The sequence below is a fragment of the Clostridium sp. MCC353 genome, assembly GCF_018785315.1.
Taxonomy (GTDB): domain Bacteria; phylum Bacillota; class Clostridia; order Lachnospirales; family Lachnospiraceae; genus CHH4-2.
This window is the reverse complement of sequence record NZ_WQPN01000163.1, coordinates 16,795-36,924: the sequence shown is the minus strand read 5'-3', so window position 1 is coordinate 36,924 and position 20,130 is coordinate 16,795. Positions and strand designations below refer to the sequence as shown.

23 protein-coding genes are annotated in these 20,130 nt (G+C 51.0%); all 23 read left to right on the top strand.

The genetic code is table 11. The features are described from left to right. Positions 1-76: 76 nt before the first annotated feature. The 23 genes from GPL15_RS24665 (at position 77) to GPL15_RS24555 (ending at position 20,130) form a co-directional block, all read left to right on the top strand. Positions 77-622 carry a flavin reductase family protein gene (locus GPL15_RS24665; RefSeq protein ID WP_215701330.1) on the top strand — a complete coding sequence of 182 codons (546 nt, stop codon included), beginning with the start codon at positions 77-79 and terminating at the stop codon, positions 620-622. 21 nt (positions 623-643) lie between these two features. Then, positions 644-1,429 carry a flavodoxin gene (locus GPL15_RS24660; RefSeq protein WP_252198609.1) on the top strand — a complete coding sequence of 262 codons (786 nt, stop codon included), beginning with the start codon at positions 644-646 and terminating at the stop codon, positions 1,427-1,429. A gap of 106 nt (positions 1,430-1,535) precedes the next feature. After that, positions 1,536-2,387 (top strand): aldo/keto reductase, encoded by an 852-nt coding sequence (locus GPL15_RS24655; protein WP_215701329.1) that lies wholly within the window; start codon positions 1,536-1,538, stop codon positions 2,385-2,387. Between the two features lie 59 nt (positions 2,388-2,446). After that, positions 2,447-3,787, top strand: coding sequence for an amidase domain-containing protein (locus tag GPL15_RS24650; RefSeq protein WP_215701328.1), 1,341 nt, complete (start codon positions 2,447-2,449; stop codon positions 3,785-3,787). 113 nt (positions 3,788-3,900) lie between these two features. Continuing rightward, positions 3,901-4,506, top strand: coding sequence for a sugar O-acetyltransferase (locus GPL15_RS24645; protein WP_252198608.1), 606 nt, complete (start codon positions 3,901-3,903; stop codon positions 4,504-4,506). Continuing rightward, positions 4,487-5,209: a flavodoxin gene (locus GPL15_RS24640; protein WP_215701326.1), complete on the top strand. Its 723-nt coding sequence runs from the start codon at positions 4,487-4,489 to the stop codon at positions 5,207-5,209. Before GPL15_RS24645 ends, GPL15_RS24640 begins: the two co-directional genes overlap by 20 nt. A gap of 30 nt (positions 5,210-5,239) precedes the next feature. Beyond that, complete coding sequence (locus tag GPL15_RS24635) at positions 5,240-6,019, top strand: DUF4405 domain-containing protein (RefSeq protein ID WP_215701325.1); 780 nt, start codon at positions 5,240-5,242, stop codon at positions 6,017-6,019. Positions 6,020-6,300: 281 nt separating this feature from the next. Then, positions 6,301-7,143 (top strand): DUF362 domain-containing protein, encoded by an 843-nt coding sequence (locus tag GPL15_RS24630; RefSeq protein WP_346345040.1) that lies wholly within the window; start codon positions 6,301-6,303, stop codon positions 7,141-7,143. Beyond that, positions 7,136-8,035: a permease gene (locus GPL15_RS24625; protein ID WP_215701324.1), complete on the top strand. Its 900-nt coding sequence runs from the start codon at positions 7,136-7,138 to the stop codon at positions 8,033-8,035. Before GPL15_RS24630 ends, GPL15_RS24625 begins: the two co-directional genes overlap by 8 nt. A gap of 24 nt (positions 8,036-8,059) precedes the next feature. After that, positions 8,060-8,827: a flavodoxin gene (locus GPL15_RS24620; RefSeq protein WP_215701323.1), complete on the top strand. Its 768-nt coding sequence runs from the start codon at positions 8,060-8,062 to the stop codon at positions 8,825-8,827. An 11-nt stretch (positions 8,828-8,838) separates the two neighbouring features. Next, entirely contained in the window at positions 8,839-9,621 is a 783-nt protein-coding gene (locus GPL15_RS24615) for a flavodoxin (RefSeq protein ID WP_215701322.1), read from the top strand. Between the two features lie 67 nt (positions 9,622-9,688). Further along, positions 9,689-11,218, top strand: coding sequence for a flavodoxin (locus GPL15_RS24610; protein ID WP_252198606.1), 1,530 nt, complete (start codon positions 9,689-9,691; stop codon positions 11,216-11,218). Between the two features lie 67 nt (positions 11,219-11,285). Next, a complete protein-coding gene (locus GPL15_RS24605; protein ID WP_215701321.1) occupies positions 11,286-12,443 on the top strand; it encodes an iron-containing alcohol dehydrogenase in 1,158 nt (385 codons plus the stop codon). A 22-nt stretch (positions 12,444-12,465) separates the two neighbouring features. Then, positions 12,466-12,954, top strand: coding sequence for a flavodoxin (locus GPL15_RS24600; RefSeq protein WP_215701320.1), 489 nt, complete (start codon positions 12,466-12,468; stop codon positions 12,952-12,954). A 30-nt stretch (positions 12,955-12,984) separates the two neighbouring features. Beyond that, positions 12,985-13,593, top strand: a complete 609-nt coding sequence (locus tag GPL15_RS24595) for a cyclophilin-like fold protein (RefSeq protein WP_215701319.1) — start codon at positions 12,985-12,987, stop codon at positions 13,591-13,593. Positions 13,594-13,651: 58 nt separating this feature from the next. After that, positions 13,652-14,689: an aldo/keto reductase gene (locus GPL15_RS24590; protein ID WP_215701318.1), complete on the top strand. Its 1,038-nt coding sequence runs from the start codon at positions 13,652-13,654 to the stop codon at positions 14,687-14,689. A 120-nt stretch (positions 14,690-14,809) separates the two neighbouring features. Beyond that, entirely contained in the window at positions 14,810-15,511 is a 702-nt protein-coding gene (locus tag GPL15_RS24585; RefSeq protein ID WP_215701317.1) for a response regulator transcription factor, read from the top strand. A gap of 556 nt (positions 15,512-16,067) precedes the next feature. After that, complete coding sequence (locus tag GPL15_RS24580) at positions 16,068-16,478, top strand: sigma-70 family RNA polymerase sigma factor (protein WP_215701316.1); 411 nt, start codon at positions 16,068-16,070, stop codon at positions 16,476-16,478. 676 nt (positions 16,479-17,154) lie between these two features. Beyond that, a complete protein-coding gene (locus GPL15_RS24575; protein WP_215701315.1) occupies positions 17,155-17,319 on the top strand; it encodes a hypothetical protein in 165 nt (54 codons plus the stop codon). A 102-nt stretch (positions 17,320-17,421) separates the two neighbouring features. Beyond that, positions 17,422-17,766, top strand: a complete 345-nt coding sequence (locus GPL15_RS24570) for a type II toxin-antitoxin system PemK/MazF family toxin (RefSeq protein ID WP_215701314.1) — start codon at positions 17,422-17,424, stop codon at positions 17,764-17,766. 96 nt (positions 17,767-17,862) lie between these two features. Further along, positions 17,863-18,273 (top strand): recombinase family protein, encoded by a 411-nt coding sequence (locus tag GPL15_RS24565; protein ID WP_252198604.1) that lies wholly within the window; start codon positions 17,863-17,865, stop codon positions 18,271-18,273. A 10-nt stretch (positions 18,274-18,283) separates the two neighbouring features. Next, the gene (locus GPL15_RS24560; protein ID WP_215630217.1) at positions 18,284-18,445 is read left to right on the top strand and encodes an SHOCT domain-containing protein; all 162 of its coding nucleotides are present in this window, start codon (positions 18,284-18,286) and stop codon (positions 18,443-18,445) included. Positions 18,446-18,522: 77 nt separating this feature from the next. Further along, entirely contained in the window at positions 18,523-20,130 is a 1,608-nt protein-coding gene (locus GPL15_RS24555) for a recombinase family protein (protein ID WP_215701313.1), read from the top strand.

The following is a 20,130-nucleotide window of genomic DNA, read 5'->3' as shown; positions in this document are numbered from 1 at the left end:
TATCAAACAAAAGCTGTCTTAGGAAACAATGCAGGATATCTAACGCTGCACCGACAGCAGAATGGAGGAATACTACATGAAAAAAGATATTGGAAAATCCATTGCCTTATACCCGACCCCTTTGGCAGTTGTGGGAGCCATGGTGGATGGAAAACCCAACTGGGTGCTGGTGGGCCATCTGGGGATCATTGGCCATGACCATCTGATGCTGAGCCTGGCAGCCCCCCATTATACCAATAAAGGAATCAAAGCAAACGGTGTGCTATCCGTCAACCTGGTGGATGAGGATATGTTAAAGAAAGCCGATTACGTTGGGTGTGTAAGCGGAAGTAAGGAAGACAAGTCAGAAGTGTTCGCTTATCACATAGGGGAGAAAGGCGCCCCTGTGATTGACGAGGCACCCCTGTCCATGGAATGTACCGTGGAGGATATTTATGAGACCAAAGGATTTGAGAGTTTTATCGTGACCATCGACTACACCCTGGCAGAAGAAGCTCTGTTAAACGGGGACGGCAAGATTGACTATACGAAGTTAAAACCGGTGCTGTTTGAGATGCCTACCTACTCCTATTTAAGGACCGGCGATGTGATTGGGAAATGTATGACCCTTGGGAAAAAATAACGTGAGAGGAGAATAATTGAGATGAAAAGAAAATGGCTGTTACTGCTTACCCTTATCATGAGTTTGATGATGTCGATGACCGCTTTTGCTGGTGTCTGGAGGACGGGAGAGGCTCCGAACCAGAACCGCTGGTGGTATGACAAAGAGGATGGCACCTACGCTGCAAGTGGCTGGCAATGGCTGGACGGAAATCAGGACGGAGTTGCGGAATGTTACTATTTTGACGGTGACGGCTGGATGCTTACGGATACCACCACGCCGGACGGTTATCAGGTCAACGGAGATGGCGCTTGGGTGTCTGCAAACGGTGTGGAAACACGGGCAGCGGAAGTTCCCCAGACTGCGGCAGGAGAAAATGTGTTGATTGTATATTTCTCCAGGACTGGCACCACGGAACGGGCGGCTGAACGGATCGGACAGCTAACCGGAGGCCGGCTTGTAGAACTGGAGGCTGCGGACCCGTATAACGGTTCATACGATGCGACCCTTGACCGGGCGGAGCGGGAACTGAATTCCAATGCAAGACCAGCGATTACTACCGCCATTGATCAGATGGAGACCTACGATACGGTCTTTGTGGGTTACCCGATCTGGTGGGGCGACGCTCCGATGCTGATCGACACCTTCCTGGAATCCTATGATTTCACGGGCAAGACCATCGTGCCCTTCTGCACCAGCGGCAGCAGCGGAATCAGTACCAGCATAAGGACCATACGCGGCCTGTGCCCGAATTCCACGGTTCTTGATGGAATCCGTGTAGGCAGCATCAGCGACATCGAACCCTGGCTGGGGAGGATTGGATACTAAGAGATTAACTGGTGTCAGAGACGAAACAAAAGAATGCCAAAATGCAAAGTGCCGGTCAGCAAAGGTTGACCGGTATTTTTTAAAACAGTTTACGAGGAGGATAGGAATGGAAAGTATTTTACTCAACAATAACATAGAGATTCCGCAGCTCGGATTTGGAGTATTTCAGATCACGGCTCAGGAACAATGCAGGCAGAGCGTCAGGAATGCCCTGGAGACAGGATACCGGCTTTTTGATACTGCTGCCTGCTATGGGAACGAAGGCGCCGTGGGGGAGGCCATAAAGCAAAGCGGTATCGACCGAAAGGAGATTTTTCTTACCTCAAAGGTATGGATTCAGGATGCAGGATATGAGAGAACAATTGTTTCCTTTGAAAAAACGCTTCATAATCTTCAAATGGAATATCTGGATTTATATTTGATTCACATGCCATACGGTGATTATTACGGCAGCTGGAGAGCTATGGAGGAATTATATGAGGCAGGAAAAATACGGGCACTCGGAGTCTATAATTTTGAATCGGACAGGCTATTGGACTTAATTCTGAACCATAAGGTGGCGCCGTCCGTAAACCAGATGGAGCTGCATCCGTTCTGCCAGCAGAAAAAGCTGCGCCTTTTGATGGATGAGTACAATATAAAAGCCATGGCTTGGGCACCGTTTGCAGAAGGAATGGAGGGGATCTTCGAGGATAAGGTGCTTAGAACCATTGGACGGCAGTACGGTAAGACTCCCGCCCAGGTAATCCTGCGCTTTTTAAGACAGGAGGGGATAATTGCAATTCCGAAATCAGTCCATAAGGAGCGGATTGAAGAGAATTATGAAATTGATGATTTCCGGCTTTCCGTATCTGACATGGAAAGAATCTATCAAATGGACACTGGAAACAGTAGGATACTTGAAATACGGAGCCTGGAGGAAGTTAAGAGGCTGCATGACATCCGGTTTATACAGTAACAGATGGCAGTTCGCGCTATTCGGATAAAAAGAAAGAATACGAAACCAGGAGAAACCATATGAACAAACTCCAGACAAACATATGCAGAGGGGGAGTTGTTACGGCAATTTTGACATATCTTTTTTTGTTGGATGGATGCTACGGCGCTTTCTATACGCAGGACCAACCGGCTATGCTTCTCGAATCCCTTGCAGAGTCAGCCGACAGGGATTCTGATTATTCTGATTATGTTGCCAGTGCAGATGACGGAGGAAGGGTATGGAAGTCAGAGCATGGAACCATGACCATAGAACCGGGCTGCTTTGTTACGGAAGGAGCAGTCCAAGGCGTATTTTCCTATATGGAGCGCTGCTATCAGGCGGTTTCAGCCTTAAAAATGACCGAGACAGCAGATCTGTTTTCCGGCGCTTGTGATGGGAATAGGGAACTTAACCGGAATGCCTGGGAATATTTAATCGGACTGCGTGCCATGCAGAAACCGGATCTTACCCTGGAAGAATATCGGTTTGAGCTTACCGTGACGGCTGCTGTCATGAAAGATGATGGGAGTTTGTATCTGCACATGAATGAAAACAATGTGCAGCGGTTCACGCAGCACTCGGATATTGAGTCAGAATTTTACCGCATTGCTCACCGGTTTGAGATGGTGAACCAGGGCGGCGGCTGGAAGATAAGGAAGCACTTGCAGTCTGACGGAATTTATCAGAATCTCATGGGAGAATATTGGGACAGTGATTTGGATACCTGCATGGAAGAAGACTGGGAAATTAGAAATGCCGGAGGATTTTTTGCATTGCGAAGAGAAAGCCTTTTGCGTCAGGCAAAAGAGCAGATGATTCTGCGGAGCAGGGACAACGGCTCCCCCTCCCTGCCTGTGACAGCGCATCCCTATGACCGGGAAGCGGCCGTCTCCTATGCGGACAGATGGATTGGGGTCCGGAACGGTGATTGGGCGGATTTTACCGGACAGGGAGGAAACTGCCAGAATTTCGTGTCCCAATGCCTATATGCGGGTGGAATTCCCAGAGACATATCGGGGGGTGAGACCTGGAGCTGGAAAAGGTCTGATACCGCCCTTCCGGAAGATGCTAAGAATACCTTGCCATGGATCAATGTGGAGGCATTCAGAAGCTATACGGTCCGTAACCGTGGGTATGGCCTGGCGGTGCAGAGGGATGCCCCTTATCTGTCAGGGGAACCGGGAGATATTATCCAGATGGGCTTTCCTGAGCGTTGGAGCCATACGGTCCTCATTACAAAGGTAGTTACTGACAGGGAAGGCAGGACTGTGGATTACCTGGTGGATTCCAATACGGCGGATTTGAGGAATGTTCCAGTCAGCGCCTATTCCCTTCCCTGCCAGACACTGACGAAAATCGCAGGCTGGAACGAGCGGTAGAATCATACACTTAGCGCATGATTAATGATATGGCATAAGCATTTTACATAATGAACCAGCAATTTTATAATAAAGATATGAAGTTAAAATATAGACAGAGAGGAGGATTTAAGTTGACAGAGCTGGAAAAGAAACAGTCAGGAGAGATTTACGACGCGCGTGATCCGGAGCTTCGCAGGCAGTACCATCGTGCGAAAAACCTGGCGAGAGAATATAACATGCTTCTTTCTGAGGACGCGGAGGGGAAAGAAAGGATCCTGGCAGAATTGGTGGGAGGCGTTGGAAAGAACAGCCGGGTGAACCAGCCGTTCTATGTGGATTACGGAAACAATATCCATATCGGCGATAACTGCCTGATCAACATGAACTGCAGCCTGATGGACACCGGCAGGATCACAATCGGGAGAAACACCCTGATCGGGCCGGATGTGAAGATCTACACGGCAATGCACGACAAGGAGCCGGCGGGCCGTTTCTGGGATTTGGGAGACGGAGCTACCGCCATCAAGACTTATGCGCTCCCGGTTGCCATCGGAGAGTATGTATGGATCGGCGGCGGGGCCATGATCCTGCCCGGAGTAACCATTGGGAATCATGCGGTCATTGGCGCGGGCAGCGTGGTCAGGGATTCCATTCCGGATTATGCGGTAGCCTGCGGGAACCCATGTACAGTAAAATATTATTGCGAGGAGAAGAAAGATGAGAAAAACAGTATTTAATGTAATGCTAGCAGGAATCCTTGTCCTGGGACTGACGGCCTGTTCCGGAACTGCCGGCGCAACTACTGCGGCGCAGACTTCCGAAGTTGCAATGCAGACAGCAGAAGAGAATACACAGGGAAGCCAGACGCAGGAGAGTCAGACCCAGACAGCATCGGCAGAGGAGTCCGGGATGGAGACACAGGACAATGCGGATTCTTCGGAACAAACCGCAGAAGGGGGAAAACGCCCGCTGATCGCTTACTTCTCCTGGTCCGGCAATACGGAGGCCCTGGCAGAATTGATTCAGGAGCAGACAGGCGGGGAGCTGTTTGAGATCACTCCGGCTGTTCCTTATACGGACGATTATGATGCGCTGTTAGACCAGGCGCAGGCAGAGCAGAAGGAAAATGCCAGGCCGGAGCTGGCCGGACAGGTGGAGAACTGGGATGACTACGAGGTGGTCTTTGTGGGATACCCCAACTGGTGGGGAGACACCCCCATGACCGTGCTGACCTTCCTGGAGTCCCATGATTTTAACGGCAAGACCCTGATCCCCTTCTGTACCCACGGCAGCGGCGGGTTCGGCCGGAGCCTTTCCAGTGTAGAACAGAGCGCACAGGGAGCGGAAATCCTGGAGGGGTTTGAGATCAGCGGAGGAAACGCAGCCGGAGCCGGAACGCAGGTTGAGGAATGGCTTGCATCCATTGGAATGGGACAGTAACGGATCACTGGACAGAAAAGGCGGGAAAACATGAATCCAAAACTGAAACTGAAATTAATCACAGATATACTGATGACCCTGCTTCTGCTTTTCCTGATGGCCTATCATCTGTGGGGAGAAGCAGCCCATGAATGGGGCGGCGCGGCACTTTTCGTCCTGTTTGTGTTTCATAACCTGCTAAACCGAAACTGGTATCAGGGACTGGGAAAAGGGAGGTATTCCGCCATAAGGCTCATACAGACGCTGCTCAACTTCCTGCTTCTGGCCTGTATGGCTATTCTGATGTACAGCGGTATCGTCCTGTCAAGGTATGTGTTTTCCGAACTGCCGGTTCCGGGGAGATTGTCATCAGCAAGGCTTTTGCATATGGCGTCGGCTTACTGGGGGCTGGTTCTTATGGCCCTCCATCTGGGACTGCACTGGAATATACTCCTTGGAGTGATGGGGAAAATGACTGGCGGGGGAGCGGAGAAACAAAAAGTGGCAGACAAAAAAGCAGCAGGTGGGAGAGCGATAGCCGTGCCAGGCGGGAGACTGCTGGGCCTGCTGTGCGGGACTGCCATAGCGGTCTATGGACTGAACGTCCTGATCCGGCGGGACCTGCTGACCTATATGCTGGTCCGTACAGAATTTGTGTTCCTGGATTATGGGGAATCGAAGCTGTGGTTCTATATCGATTATCTGGCGCTGATGGGACTTTTTGTTTATCTGGCCCATTATGGCGCGAAGCTGGTCAGGAAGGCTCAAGGCGGCAGAAAAGAGAACCGGAGACGGGAGGCAGGCGGAGAGAAACGGGAGGTCAAGGCATGAAACGAGAAAACATGAAAATGAAGGGAAACAATATGCGAAAAAAAGTTGGATTAGTGTTTGCTTGCGCCTGTGCAATAGGTATAATCACAGGATGTTCCGACAGCAATTCCGGTATCACAAACGGAACTGTGATAGAGGCCAGGGCGGAGACGCCGGAAACCGGAACGTCCGGACAGAACCGGGAAGCAGCCGCAGCCGGGCGGCAGGACACGGCACAGAAGAATGGAAACGATGGCCATCAGGACACTGCAGGCCAGGCAGAGGCTGCGCCAACGGTATATATGACCACGGACATCAGTCCAGAGGGCCTGATGAAAATTTACAATGCCCTGGGAACTCCTGCTACAGGGGAGTATGTGGCGGTGAAGATCAGCACCGGTGAAAACGGAAGCAACTATCTGCGTCCGGAACTGATCGGGGATCTGGTTCATGAGGTAAAGGGAACCATTGTGGAATGCAATACCGCCTATGGCGGCGACCGGGCCAGCACCGCGTACCACCGCCAGCTGGCTGCTGACCACGGCTATACGGCCATTGCGGACGTGGATATCATGGATGCCAACGGTTCCATGACACTTCCGGTTACCGGAGGGAGGAACCTGACGGAAAACTATGTGGGCGCTCATTTTGCCAATTATGATTATTATGTGGTGCTGTCCCATTTTAAAGGCCACGCCATGGCAGGCTTTGGCGGAGCCATCAAGAATATCTCCATCGGTATCGCCTCCTCCGAGGGGAAAAACCATATCCATACGGCCGGCAAGGGCGGAAGCATGTGGGGAGCGGCCCAGGATCCCTTCCTGGAATCCATGGCCGAAGCAGGCAAGTCCGTGGCTGACGCCATGGACGGAAGGATGGTCTATATCAATGTGATGAACCGGCTTTCCGTGGATTGTGACTGTGACGGGAACCCGGCGGAGCCGGATATGCACGATATCGGCATCCTGGCGTCCTTTGATCCGGTGGCGGTGGACCAGGCGTGTATCGACCTGGTATACGGCGCGGAGGACGGAGCTTCCCTGGTGCAGCGGATTGAATCCCGGAACGGGCTCCTGACCCTGGCCCATGCGGAGAAGGTCGGACTGGGCAGCCGCACTTACAATCTGGAGAGTATCGATGAGTGATATCATACGGCGGGAAGTCATTTACCTGTGGTATTATTTCAGCCTCCAGTTCCGCCAGATCTTCTGGTACTGGGTGCTTGGCATGGCGCTGGGATCGGCGGTTTCCGTGTTTGGAAAAGGAAAGATCCATGGAACCATGGAGGCACTCAAAAACCGGAAGCTGGGCGTGCTGGGACTGATCCCGGCAAGCCTTTTAGGGATTGCCTCACCGCTCTGTATGTACGGGACGATCCCTATTGCCGCCTCCTTTTCCAGGAAAGGCATGGGGGATGATCTGCTGGCGGCGTTTATGATGAGCTCCATCCTCTTAAACCCGCAGCTTTTGATCTACAGCGGGGCCCTGGGCGTCTCTGCGCTGCTAATCCGGTTTTTGTCCTGCTTTTTATGCGGGATTGCAGCAGGCCTGCTGGTCCGCTTCTTTTACAAAGGAAATTATTTTGATTTTTCAGGGATGGACGGCCCGGGGAACCGGGATACGGATCCCAATTTATTCCTGCGGTTTTTAAAGAACCTGGGCAGGAATGTGAAGGCCACAGGCGGTTATTTCCTTTTTGGAATCTTGCTTTCTGCAGTGTTTCAGAGATACGTGCCGGCGGAAGGGGTCGGGAACCTGTTTGGAAAAGGAAACGGCTTTGGCGTGCTGATGGCCGCCACCATCGGCGTCCCCCTGTATGCCTGCGGGGGCGGCACCATACCGCTTCTGCAGCAGTGGCTCATGTCCGGCATGAGCATGGGTTCGGCGGCAGCTTTTATGATCACCGGACCGGCGACGAAAATCACCAATCTGGGGGCTTTAAAGATTGTGCTGGGAGCAAAACGGTTTGGGATTTATCTGCTCTTTGTGATGGGATTTTCCCTGATAACGGGATTGGCAGTGAACTTGATTGGATAGAGGAAAGATGGAAGGAGAGTATCAATGAAACGATGGAAACAGCGACTTCTGGCGGCCGCGGCGGCAGCCATACTTGCCGGATGCGGGGCAGCACAGAACCAGCCTGAGGCAGAAGTGGAACCGCTCCAGACGAAATTAGTGGAGGCGGCGCAGACGAAGGCAGCACAAGTAGATTCGGCGCAGAAGAGTTTGGCACGGACGGAGACGGCGAAAGCCGATTCGCCGCAGACAAAGACCAAGGGGGAGAACATCCTCATTGCTTATTTTACATGGGCAGACAACACCCATGTGGAGAATCCGGATTCTGTGGATGTGGATGCGACCACGTCTGCCAGCGTCCTGCCACCCGGGAATGCTGCGCTGATGGCTGACTGGATCAGGCAGGAGGTGGGAGGGGATTTATTTTCCATCAAGGTGGAAGAACCTTATTCCAGCGACTATGACGAATGCTTGAACCGGGCGGCGGATGAGAAAGCAGACCGGGCAAGGCCAGCGCTGTCCACTCATGTGGACAATATGGAGGACTACGATATCGTTTTTTTGGGATTCCCCAACTGGTGGTACACCCTTCCCATGCCGGTTCTTTCCTTTGTGGAGGAATATGATTTCTCCGGAAAAACGGTTGTCCCGTTCTGCACCCACGGAACAGGTGGACTGGCGGCCACGATTCAGGATTTAAAAAAGGCTCTGCCGGAATCCGCCAGAGTTCTGGATCCCATTGGCGTATACCGTCCGGAGGTAAAGGACGCCCAGCCGGAGATTCAGGAATGGCTTGATGGATTGGATTTATAAAGGAGATATGGATGAAAAGACAGATTGCTATTCTGGCAACAGCCATGCTGCTGTTTGCTTCCGGCTGTACGAAGGAAGGTGGCACAGAAACGAGCTTTGCCCAGACAGCTGCGTCCACGGATATGGACAATGCCGGAACACGCCCGTCTGCTGGGATATCCGATGAGAATCGGACAGACGGTTCCAGGATATTGATCGCTTATTTTACACGCTTGGACAATACGGAAGCTGAGTTGGAGGAAATTCTCCAGGGCGGAGGCCCCTATGGATCCTTGGACAGTTCTCTGGAAGATTCGGACTTGGATGCGGTTGCTTCGGCAAGCATCCAACTGATCGGGGATGAAGTTCAGGGCAGTACGGAGGCCGTAGCCAGGATGATACAGACCCAGACCGGCGGAGACTTGTTTTCCATCCGCACAGTTCAGTCTTACCCGGTCAATTATGACGATCTGATCGATCAGGGAGGGGAAGAGCGAAACCAGAAGTACCGCCCGGAGCTGTCCTCCCATGTGGAGAACATGGAGGAGTACGAGGTGGTGTTCCTTGGCTTCCCGGACTGGTGGTATGATATGCCCATGGCCGTATACAGCTTTCTGGAAGAGTATGATTTTTCTGGGAAGACGGTAATCCCCTTCGTGACCAGCGCCAGCAGCGGCTTTTCAGGCTCCATTGAAAGGATGAGAGAGCTGATCCCTGGGGCAAAGGTGATGGAACCGGGACTGGAGGTGCGTATGACGGAGGTGGCGCAGGCGCAGGAAGCGGTTGCGGGCTGGCTGGAAAAACTGGGATATTAGAAAAGATAAGGGTGATTATTTAGGACGGCATCGTCCTAAACTGTTACAGATAAGGAAAGGAAACAGAATGAAAGGAAAAACACATATGCTGTGTATGGGAATTTTGGCATTTTCCTTGGCCGGAACCCTGGCCGGGTGCGGACGGAGTACGGAGCAGACCGGAACGGTTCAGGGACAGGAAACCCAGACCGCCGAATCGGAACCCACGTCCGGCTCACAGGCTCTTTCTTCCGGCAATGGGGGAACAGGAGTTGGAGCAGCAGAGGATGGATTTGTACGGATCCAGGGAGGGACCTTCCAGATGGGAAGTCCGGAGGAAGAGGCATGGAGGAGCGCGGACGAAATTCTCCACGCCGTCACCCTGGATGATTTTTACATGTCGCCTTATGAGGTGACACAGGACGAGTATAGTCAGGTCATGGGAGCAAATCCCAGCGCTTTTTTCGGAGATGAGTTTCCGGTTGAGACTGTGTCCTGGCTGGATGCGATCCGTTTCTGCAACACTTTAAGCGAACGTCAGGGACTGGAACCGGTCTATGAGATAGCGGACAATACCGTAAGCTGGAACCGGGATGCATCCGGCTACCGTCTGCCCACAGAGGCGGAATGGGAGTATGCCTGCAGGGCGGGAACCACCACTCCCTTTAACACCCAGACCTCCATCAGCGCTGAGGAGGCCAACTACTGGGGCGACTATCCTTACATGATCGAGGATAACTACTTTTCTCAGGGGAATCTGGAGACGAAACCGGGCGTATACCGGCAGACCACCACGGCAGTTGGCAGCTTCCTGCCAAACGCCTGGGGACTCTACGATATGCATGGAAATGTAGGGGAATGGGTTTGGGATTATTATGGCGCTTATGAATCAACTTCATTGGAAAATCCTACCGGCCCGGAGAGTGGGACCAGACGGGTAAACCGGGGCGGAGGATGGAATGATTTTGCTAAAAACCTCCGCAGCGCCTATCGAGCCGCCATGCCCCAGGAAAACAGCGCCTATAACGTGGGACTGCGCCTTGCCAGAAACGCAGAGGGTTCCGGTGAAAGCGGGACGGTCGTTTCAGGATTGATTCAGGGAGAAGACACGGAAATGACCGATATCCAGGGGAACGGCAGGATGCTGGTTGCTTACTTCTCCTGGGGTGGAAATACCAGAGGGATTGCCCGGGAGGTCGCTTCCCAGACCGGGGCAGAGCTTTTTGAGATAGAGATGGTCCACCCATATTCCAACGATTACAGCACGGTTCTCGACCAGGCCCAGAAGGATCAGAACGTCCAGGCCAGGCCCGAACTGGCAAGCCATGTGGAAGATATGTCACAGTACGATGTGATATTCCTGGGATATCCCAACTGGTGGGCGTCCATCCCCATGCCGGTGGCGTCCTTTTTGGAGGAATATGATTTTGCGGGTAAGACCATCATCCCATTCTGCAGTCATGGCGGCGGACGGTTCGGACAGAGCCTGACGGCCATTGCGAAGCTGGCACCGGAGGCAGAGATGTCAGAAGGTCTGGCCATATCTTACTCGGGCGGATCCAGCCTGGCAGGAGACATAACGGCCTGGCTGGACAAAAACGGGATAGCAGCGCAGTAAGCGGTTTCATGAAGGAAGAATATCAGAATCAAGAGATGGCACAATCATAGAAAGAGGAGCAAATACGATGAAGAGTTTTGAATTTTATGTACCCTGTGATGTTTTATTCGGAGCCGGTAAAGAGGAGGAGCTACCGGCGAAGCTGGCCGCTTATGGAAAGAAGGTCCTTCTGACTTACGGTGGCGGGAGCATCAAAAAGAGTGGTTTGTATGATAAAATCATAGGCATGTTAAAGGATTTTGAGGTATTTGAGCTGGACGGCGTAGAGCCAAACCCCAGAGTCACCACAGTCAACAAGGGAGCCGAAATCTGTAAAAAAGAAGGCATCGACATGATCCTGGCGGTGGGCGGCGGCAGCACCATCGACTGTTCCAAGGCTATTGCGGCGGCGGCCTTTTATGACGGGGATGCGTGGGATCTTCTGACCGGAAAAGGGCAGATCACAAAAGCGCTTCCCGTTGCGGTAGTGCTCACCATTGCGGCAACAGGAAGCGAGATGGACTGTGCGGCTGTCATTTCCAATATGGAGACCAACGAGAAGCTTCTTATGGGCCATCCGCTGCTCCTTCCCAAGGTGGCAGTGCTGAATCCGGAGAACACCTACAGCGTGCCGCCTTATCAGACCGCTTCCGGTTCTGCGGATATGATGTCCCATGTGATCGAGAGTTATTTTGACCGGGAGCCGGCTTTTGTGCCGGACGCCATCAGTGAGGGACTTCTGCGGGCAGCCATCAAATATACTCCTATCGCCCTGGAGGACCCGGAAAATTACGAGGCCAGAGCGCAGCTCTTATGGACCAGTTCCCTGGCGCTGAACGGCCTGGTCACTACCGGAAAGAACTTTATGTGGAGCTGTCACTATATCGAGCATGAGTTGAGCGCCCATTACGATATTACCCACGGCGCAGGGCTGGCTGTATTGACCCCCAAGTGGATGCGCTATATCCTGTCGGAGGATACGGTGGATAAATTCTGTGATTATGCGGTGAATGTCTGGGGGATTGCAGGGGAGGAGGACCGCTTTGCCCTGGCAAACAAGGGGATTGATGCCACGGAAGCCTTCTTCCGGCGGATCGGTCTGCCATCCAGCTTAAAAGAGTTTGGGATTGATGACGCAAAGTTTCCGCAGATGGCGGCAAAGGCCGTGCAGGTAGGGTGTTTAGGACAGGCATATGTGCCTTTAAAAGAAGAAGATGTGGTAAAAATACTGAATATGTGCCTGTGATAAGCGGCTGGGGGTGGTTTCAATGGCAAGTAAACTATTAACGGTATGCTATTCTTATTCGGGGAATACCCTTCAGGTGGCGAAGGCAATCCAACAGGCAGCCGGGGGAGAACTGTGCTGTATTTATCCGAGGCAGCCGTATCCGCCGGGATACCAGGATCTGGTACTGAGGGCAAGGCGTGAGATCCGTGATGGATATCATCCAAGACTTCTGCCTGTGTCAGTGAAAGCGGAAGAGTATGACATTGTTTTTGCAGGGACGCCTAACTGGTGCGGGGCCATGACGCCTCCACTTACTTCTTTTTTGACCGGTCTTGACTGGGCGGGAAAGACTGTGATCCCATTTTGTACCCATGGCGGGAGCGGTATGGGGAGGGTGGCGGGAGGGATTGCCTCCCTCTGCCCGGGATCTAAGATACTGCCGGGATTTTCGGTCATGGGAGACGGGGGAATCCGATTGGAGGATCAGATTCGGGGGTGGATGGAAAAGATTGGATTCGCGCGGGTATGAGCACAGAGAAAAAAAGGAGACTATCATTATATGAAGAAAATAAAATTGACAGGATTTCTGGCGGCTGCCGCAGTGCTATTGGTAACTGCCTGCAGTGCAAACAGGGAATCTGCAGCGCCAGGTACCACTGCCGCAGAGATAGTTGCAGAAACAGTTGCGGAAACACAGACATCTGCGGAAGCGCAATCATCTGACGGTTCCCAGTATTCTTTTGCCGTGCAAACAGGAGGAACAGAAATTGGAACCTATCCGGATGGGAGCAGCCCGGGATACAATGGCATAAGGGTGAAGCTGACGGTAGACGGAGAAGAGGTAATTATCGCCATGTATGACAATACGGCAGCCGTGGCATTCTTAGAGCGGCTGCCTATGGAGAATTTGGAGTTTTATGACCTTTCAGGAATCGAGAAGCCGGCTAACGTCTCGGATGAGCCGTTCTCTATCGCAGATGAGGAACCAGGCTATGACCCGGTGGCCGGGGAGATGGTCATCTACCGGCCATGGGGAAATTTCACGATCTTTTACGGAGATTTCCGCCATTCCGATGAACTGGTTCCCCTGGGAAAAGTGGAAAGCGGACTGGAAGTGCTGGTCGGGAAAGCGGATGATTTTACAGGCTCTATGGAAATCATGGAGTAGAAGCCGGGAGGAATTTGTATCGGGAAGAGGACTTTTGTAAAAGCCGGAAAGGAGATTTATGAACTACACAAAACTTGGAAATTCTGACTTAAATGTATCCCGTATCTGCATGGGCTGTATGGGGTTCGGAGATCCGTCTAGGGGACAGCATAGTTGGACACTGGATGAGGAACACTCCAGAGAAATCATTAAACAGGGACTGGACTTGGGAATTAATTTCTTTGACACGGCCGTCGGTTATCAGAGCGGGACCAGCGAGCAATACTTAGGCCGCGCATTGCGGGATTTTGCGAAACGTGAGGACGTTGTGGTCGCAACGAAATTCATGCCGAGGACGGCAGATGAGATCAGCCAGGGAATCAGCGGGCAGGAGCATATCCGGCGGATGGCGGAGATGAGCCTTAAAAATCTGGGAATGGACTATGTGGATCTGTATATCTATCATATGTGGGACTACGGGACCCCGCTTTATGACATTATGGACGGCTTAAACCGCCTGGTGAAAGAGGGGAAAGTCCGGTATATCGGCATTTCCAACTGCTATGCCTGGCAGTTGGCCAAGGCGAATGCTCTGGCGGAGAGGGACGGATTTGCCAGATTTGTGTCGGTTCAGGGGCATTACAATCTGATTTTCAGGGAGGAGGAGCGGGAGATGGCGCCTTACTGTCAGGAAGAACATATCGCCATGACACCCTACAGCGCCCTGGCAGGCGGCAGATTGTCAAAGCATCCGGGAGAGACTTCAAAACGTCTGCAGGAGGACAGTTACGCGAAACTGAAATATGGCGACACAGCCGCACAGGATCAGATCATCATTGACCGTGTGGCGGAATTGGCGGAACGGCATAAGGTTTCCATGACAGAAATTTCCCTGGCATGGTTGCTCGAGAAAGTGACCTCTCCCGTTGTGGGCATGACAAAACCTCATCATATCGAGGGTGCTGCAAAAGCAGTGGAGGTGAAACTGGACGCAGAGGAGCTTGCGTATTTGGAGGAGGCTTATGTTCCCCATAAGCTGGTAGGTGTTATGGCCCAGAATACACCGCAAAGCAAAGAGGAGAAGCATGTGTGGTCGGTGGGGGACCAGAAAATATGACGGAGGATAGCAGATATAGAATAAGAGAAATGTAGTGACAGATACTGATATCAATGCAAAAGAACAATATCCTGTATTTTTAGGGCAAAATTAAAATACACGAAAGTTAAGGTGGTAGTATTGAAGAAAAAGGTATTAATAATTGATGATGATATAAAGGTTTGTCATCAAATAAAATATTCATTGCAAAGCCCTACAACAGATGTGTATTATGCTAACTCTGTATCTGAAGGACTTAAGCGCTTCATGGAACAGGAATACTGCCTTGTAATTATGGATATTTTTCTTGCAGAGGCAGATGGTCAGGAATTACTTAAAATAATGAGAAATACTAAAACCATTCCTATTTTAGTTCTTTCCTCCAAGCCGGGTCAAGAAGCTAAACTGGCTGCATATCAAGCAGGAGCTCATGCATATCTGGAAAAACCATACGAATTGGAAGAATGTCTGGCTCAAGCGGAATCTTTGATGGATTTATATATCAACTTAAATGCCCCGAAAAGTCGCTGCTATACATTGGCGTTCGGTATGGACTTGCTGATTGATCCGGAACGAAGGATTGTGATGCTAGATGGCCAGGAATTAAATTTGACTCGTAAGGAGTTTGACTTGCTTTTTTGCTTAGCAAGCCATGCAGGCCAGGTTCTGAGCAAAGAGCAGCTCTACAGCCTGGTCTGGAATAATGAAAATGCCTATGATATAGACGAAGCGGTAAAGAGCCAGATTAAGACCCTCCGGAAAAAGCTGACAGCCTACAACCGGGAATATATTAAAAATGTCTGGGGCATTGGATACCGCTTTGTTGATGAAAGCAAAAAATAAATCATTTTGAAAAATACCGAGAAGACGTTATGCTTCTCGGTATTTTTGTCGAAAGGTGCCGAAGCCTTCCCCCAATTTTCCCCGAAAATCCCCCAAATATCCCCCTCCCCTATTTTATAATCTCATTTAAGCTGATATTGTGGATTATTTAACATACATTTTACCCGGCAGCCCGTCAAAAAAAAGCCGTGCTGAGAGGGTTTTGTTAACATGGTCATAGAAAATAAATCTCCCTGAGCACCGCTGATGTTTGGGGGGATTTTTTTGCGTTGGTTGATTTCCTTGCCGCTGCTGATCAAAAGCAGCGATATTATAGGTCAGCTGTAACACAGAAAACGGAATCGGCCTGAAACAAAGTCAGTCTGTGTCTCTGTTCCCGGCTGGGGATAGGGATCAGCGATTAATACAGAAAAAAGACAGACACAGGCAGCAGGATGCAAAAGATTACACATCGTCCAGCCCTTATGCTTTCTGTGTTTCTGTTCATAACACCCGGTGCCGTTCACCGCCGGGCTTGTTCTTCATTTCAAATTTCAAGAATTGGAGGACAAGCCCTATGGCGGAAGAAAGGATTTATACCATTATTGTACAGAGAGAACGTGTGGAAGTGAGCAGAGAAGTTTATTACGCCTATCATAAAGCCCGTGAGGCGGAACGATATCAGAACCGTGTCATCCGACAGATCGAGATGTCGCTGGAACGGTTCCAGGAGGAAGGGGTGAACGCGGAATACCGTGTGGTTCGTTCGGCTCCGGGAATTGAGGAGGAGATGATCCGGGCCGAAGATAACCGCAGACTGTACCATGCGTTGGATGAACTGAATGTGGAGGAACGCCTGTTAATTGATGCTTTGTTCTTTTCTGGGATTACGGAGGGCGAGCTGGCAGCCCGCCTCGGAGTCACCCAGCAGGCAGTGAGTAAGCGGAAGAAACGGCTTCTGAGAAAGCTCCGTGAAAAAATAGAATAAATTTTTTGTTTTCTGAGGTTGTAGGCCCCTTCACTTTTTCCTTTATAGGAGTGAAGGGGCTTATTCAGTCCCCGTTGTTCCTTGAAAATTTCATATCCAGCGATTACGATACGTTAGCTGTCCAGCGCGAAAGCGAAAGCGGCATAGAAAGATACGCCACGACCACCTGCAGGATCTCTAGTATTCTGTCAATCCGATCATATCGAAGGTGCAGAGCGGTTTTTTCTGTTCTTTAAATGGCCCGTGGCAGGGCCATCCCGCCATGACCTGGGCAGCCTATGATGATACTTCCGTTCAGTCACAGCCCCTCTTGACCGAGGGATCACGCAATGAGAGCGGCAGCCGGAGATCCCGGCTGGGGCAGCAAAGAATGCTGTGCCCATGACGGCTTTGCCAGGGCCGGTTGTAATCGACTGCCAGGCTCCGGGGAGGTGTGCCGAATAGGAGCATGAAGTATTTAATAAAAATGAAATGAAGAACAAGTACGTTTTTATACTGTGTGGCGGCGGCAGTTTCTTAACCGCCGCCATCAGATACAGTTTATCGAAACAGTGAATTTTTGTCAGATTGGCTAAGAATACCATCCATTTTTATTGGATATGGTGATAGATGTTTTGGGATCATTCAGATATGTTGTGGTACAGAAAGAATAGAACATCAGAGGAGGAAGCAAATCATGAGGAATGATAGTAAAAAGGCCGTGGCAATGTATATCCGATTTGGGAGAGAAGAATCGGCCCATCACGACCCTTGCAAGCGCGACAGCATCGACTGGAAACAGATGTGGGAAGATTACCGAAAGGAGCAGGAAAACTATCCTTTGCGTAAAGTCCGGCTTTAAAAGAGAACTGGATAAAACTACATAGAGTTTCATCCCCTTGTTCAATACGAGTGAGGGGATTTTTTGTTTCCAGAAAATCGAGTAAGAGAGGGGAGAACCAAAGTGAATATTTTAAGGGGCGATTTATACTATGCAGACCTGACACCGGTAACCGGCAGCGAACAGGGCGGCGTAAGGCCAGTGCTGATGATCCAGAATGATATGGGGAACCGGTTCAGTCCTACTGTAATTGTAGCGGCCGTGACCAGCAGACAGGACAAGCATCCGCTGCCGACCCATGTCCCAATCAATCCCAAGCCCTGTGGCCTGAAAGAACATTCCGTTGTACTGCTGGAACAGATCCGGACCATCGACCGTGTCCGTCTGCGGGAGTACATAGGCCGATTGACGGAAGAGGATATGAGGCAGGTAGATCATGCGCTGCGGATCAGCATCGGCCTTAGTTAGACGAAAAACAACGAAACGGCAGAAAGAGCTGAGCCGTATATATAGATTTAAAGTTCGATTGAACGTAGAAATCCAGAATAGGAGGGAGAGGATCTTATGAACGAAAAGAAAAAAGCATGGGTATATACCCGGATCGATGCGCCGGAGGACCGGTATGGGAGCTTGAAGCGGCAGGACCAGAAGCTAACCGAATATGCCTCCTGCATGGGCTGGGAGGTAGTCGGTCATTCCCAGGACACCGGTTCCTGCCGGGATATGAACCGGCCCGGCCTCCAGGCGTTGACCGATGCGGTATCACAGCAGAGTGTGAATATTCTGGTGGTGATCGGTCCCGACCGCCTGAGCCGCAATGCAAAGGACATCATTGCCTATGCAGAGTTTTTACAGAGCTTTGGTGTGGAGGCTTATTCGCCGGAACAGGGGAAGATGGAAGTGCTTTGCACTTCTGTGTTAAAGGACTCGGCATTGGCGATACCGGAAGACAGTCCAAATTTATCCATTCATTAGGAGGCAGGCCATGGAACAGAAAAAAGAAACAAATGAAGTCCGGTACAGTGTAGCCCGGAAACTGCTGAATCTGATGCTGGAAAATGGCTTTATCTCGGATGAGGAATACAAAAAAATCGATACTTTGAACCGGGAAACATTTTCTCCGGAATTGTCGAAAGTATATGGGTAAAAACACTGGATATATCTGAAAACTTGTGGTATTGTGTGGTGCTAACAGGAGAAAAAAGAAAGGAAGGAGAGAAGCCTATGACGAAGAAGGTTGTAAAGAAAATCACAAAAATCGAGCCTGTTAGCAGCGGTTCCGCCGCCAATGCGGTGGAAGTCAAACGTGTCTGCGCCTACTGCCGCGTCAGTACGAACTCGGCGGACCAAAAGAATTCCTTTGAAGCCCAGGTAGACTATTATACCCGGCTGATTGGAGAGAAGGAGGGCTGGGTGCTGGCCGGTATCTATGCAGACGAAGGCCGGACCGGCACAAAGTTGTACCGGAGAGATGACTTCCAGCAGATGATGGAGGACTGCCGGCAGGGAAAAATTGATTTGATCCTGACAAAATCCGTGACCCGGTTTGCCAGAAACACGTTGGACAGCATCAAAGCTATCCGGGAACTGAAGGCCCTTGGGATAGGCGTTTACTTTGAGAAGGAGAGGGTTAACACCCTTATGGAAAAGAGCGAGCAGATGATTACCATCTTGAGCTCTATCGCCCAGGGAGAATCCGAGAGTATTTCCACCAATAATAAGTGGTCGGTAGTTCGGAGATTCCGAAATGGTACATTCATTATAAGCAGCCCACCGTATGGTTATGAGAATAATGAGTATGGAGAGCTAGTTATCAAAAAAGAAGAGGCAGAGATCGTGCGCTGGATTTTTGATGAATACCTGGGAGGGAAAGGGTCCTACACCATTGCCGCAGAACTGGAAACAGCAGGGATTCCCACGATCCGTGGAGCAAAGGAATGGCTGGACAGTGTGGTAAAGGGGATTCTTCAGAACTGTGCATATGAAGGGGATCTGCTGCTTCAGAAAACCTATACGACCGATGGAGTCCCATTCATTCGCAAAAACAACCGGGGAGAACTGCCCCAGTATCTGATAGCAGATGACCATGAGCCCATCATTACCAGAGAGGAGGCTGCGGCTATCCGCCAGATTTATGAGTATCGGAGGGAAAGGCAGTGTGTGGAGGATACCAGTGTATATCAGAACCGGTATGCATTCAGCAGCCGGATTCTCTGCGGGGAGTGTGGGACAAAATTTCGCAGGCAGAAAATCTACATCGGAAAGCCATATGAAAAAATCCAGTGGTGTTGCTACCAGCATATTAAAGACAGTAAGAAATGCAGCCAGAAGGCAGTCCGCGAGGACGTCATCCAGGCTGCATTTCTTACGCTCTGGAACCGGCTTGCCAGCAATTATGAGGAGATCCTGATCCCCATGCTGGCGGCGCTGAAGACCATCCAGAGCAACCCGGAGCAGGACTGGGAGATCCAGGAGATAGAACAGAATATCCAGGAACTAAAACGGCAGGGATACAGGCTGGGCAGGGCATTAACCGAAGGCAGCATAAGCTCTGCCATTTTTATCGAGAGACAAAATCAGATTGAGGCACAGCTGGAAGCGGACCGGAGACGGCTGCGGCAGCTGCAGGGACAGAAGGCCTTTGAATGGGAGATATCCCAGACCGAATATCTGATAAGCGTCTTCCGCAACCGTCCCGCCATCCTGGAAGCGTATGACGAGGAACTGTTCCTACTACTGGTGGACCATATCACAGTGCTGCCCGGGCGCCGGCTGGTATTCCGTCTGAAGAACGGCCTGGAACTGGAAGAAAATGAACAGGAGGTGAGTTGA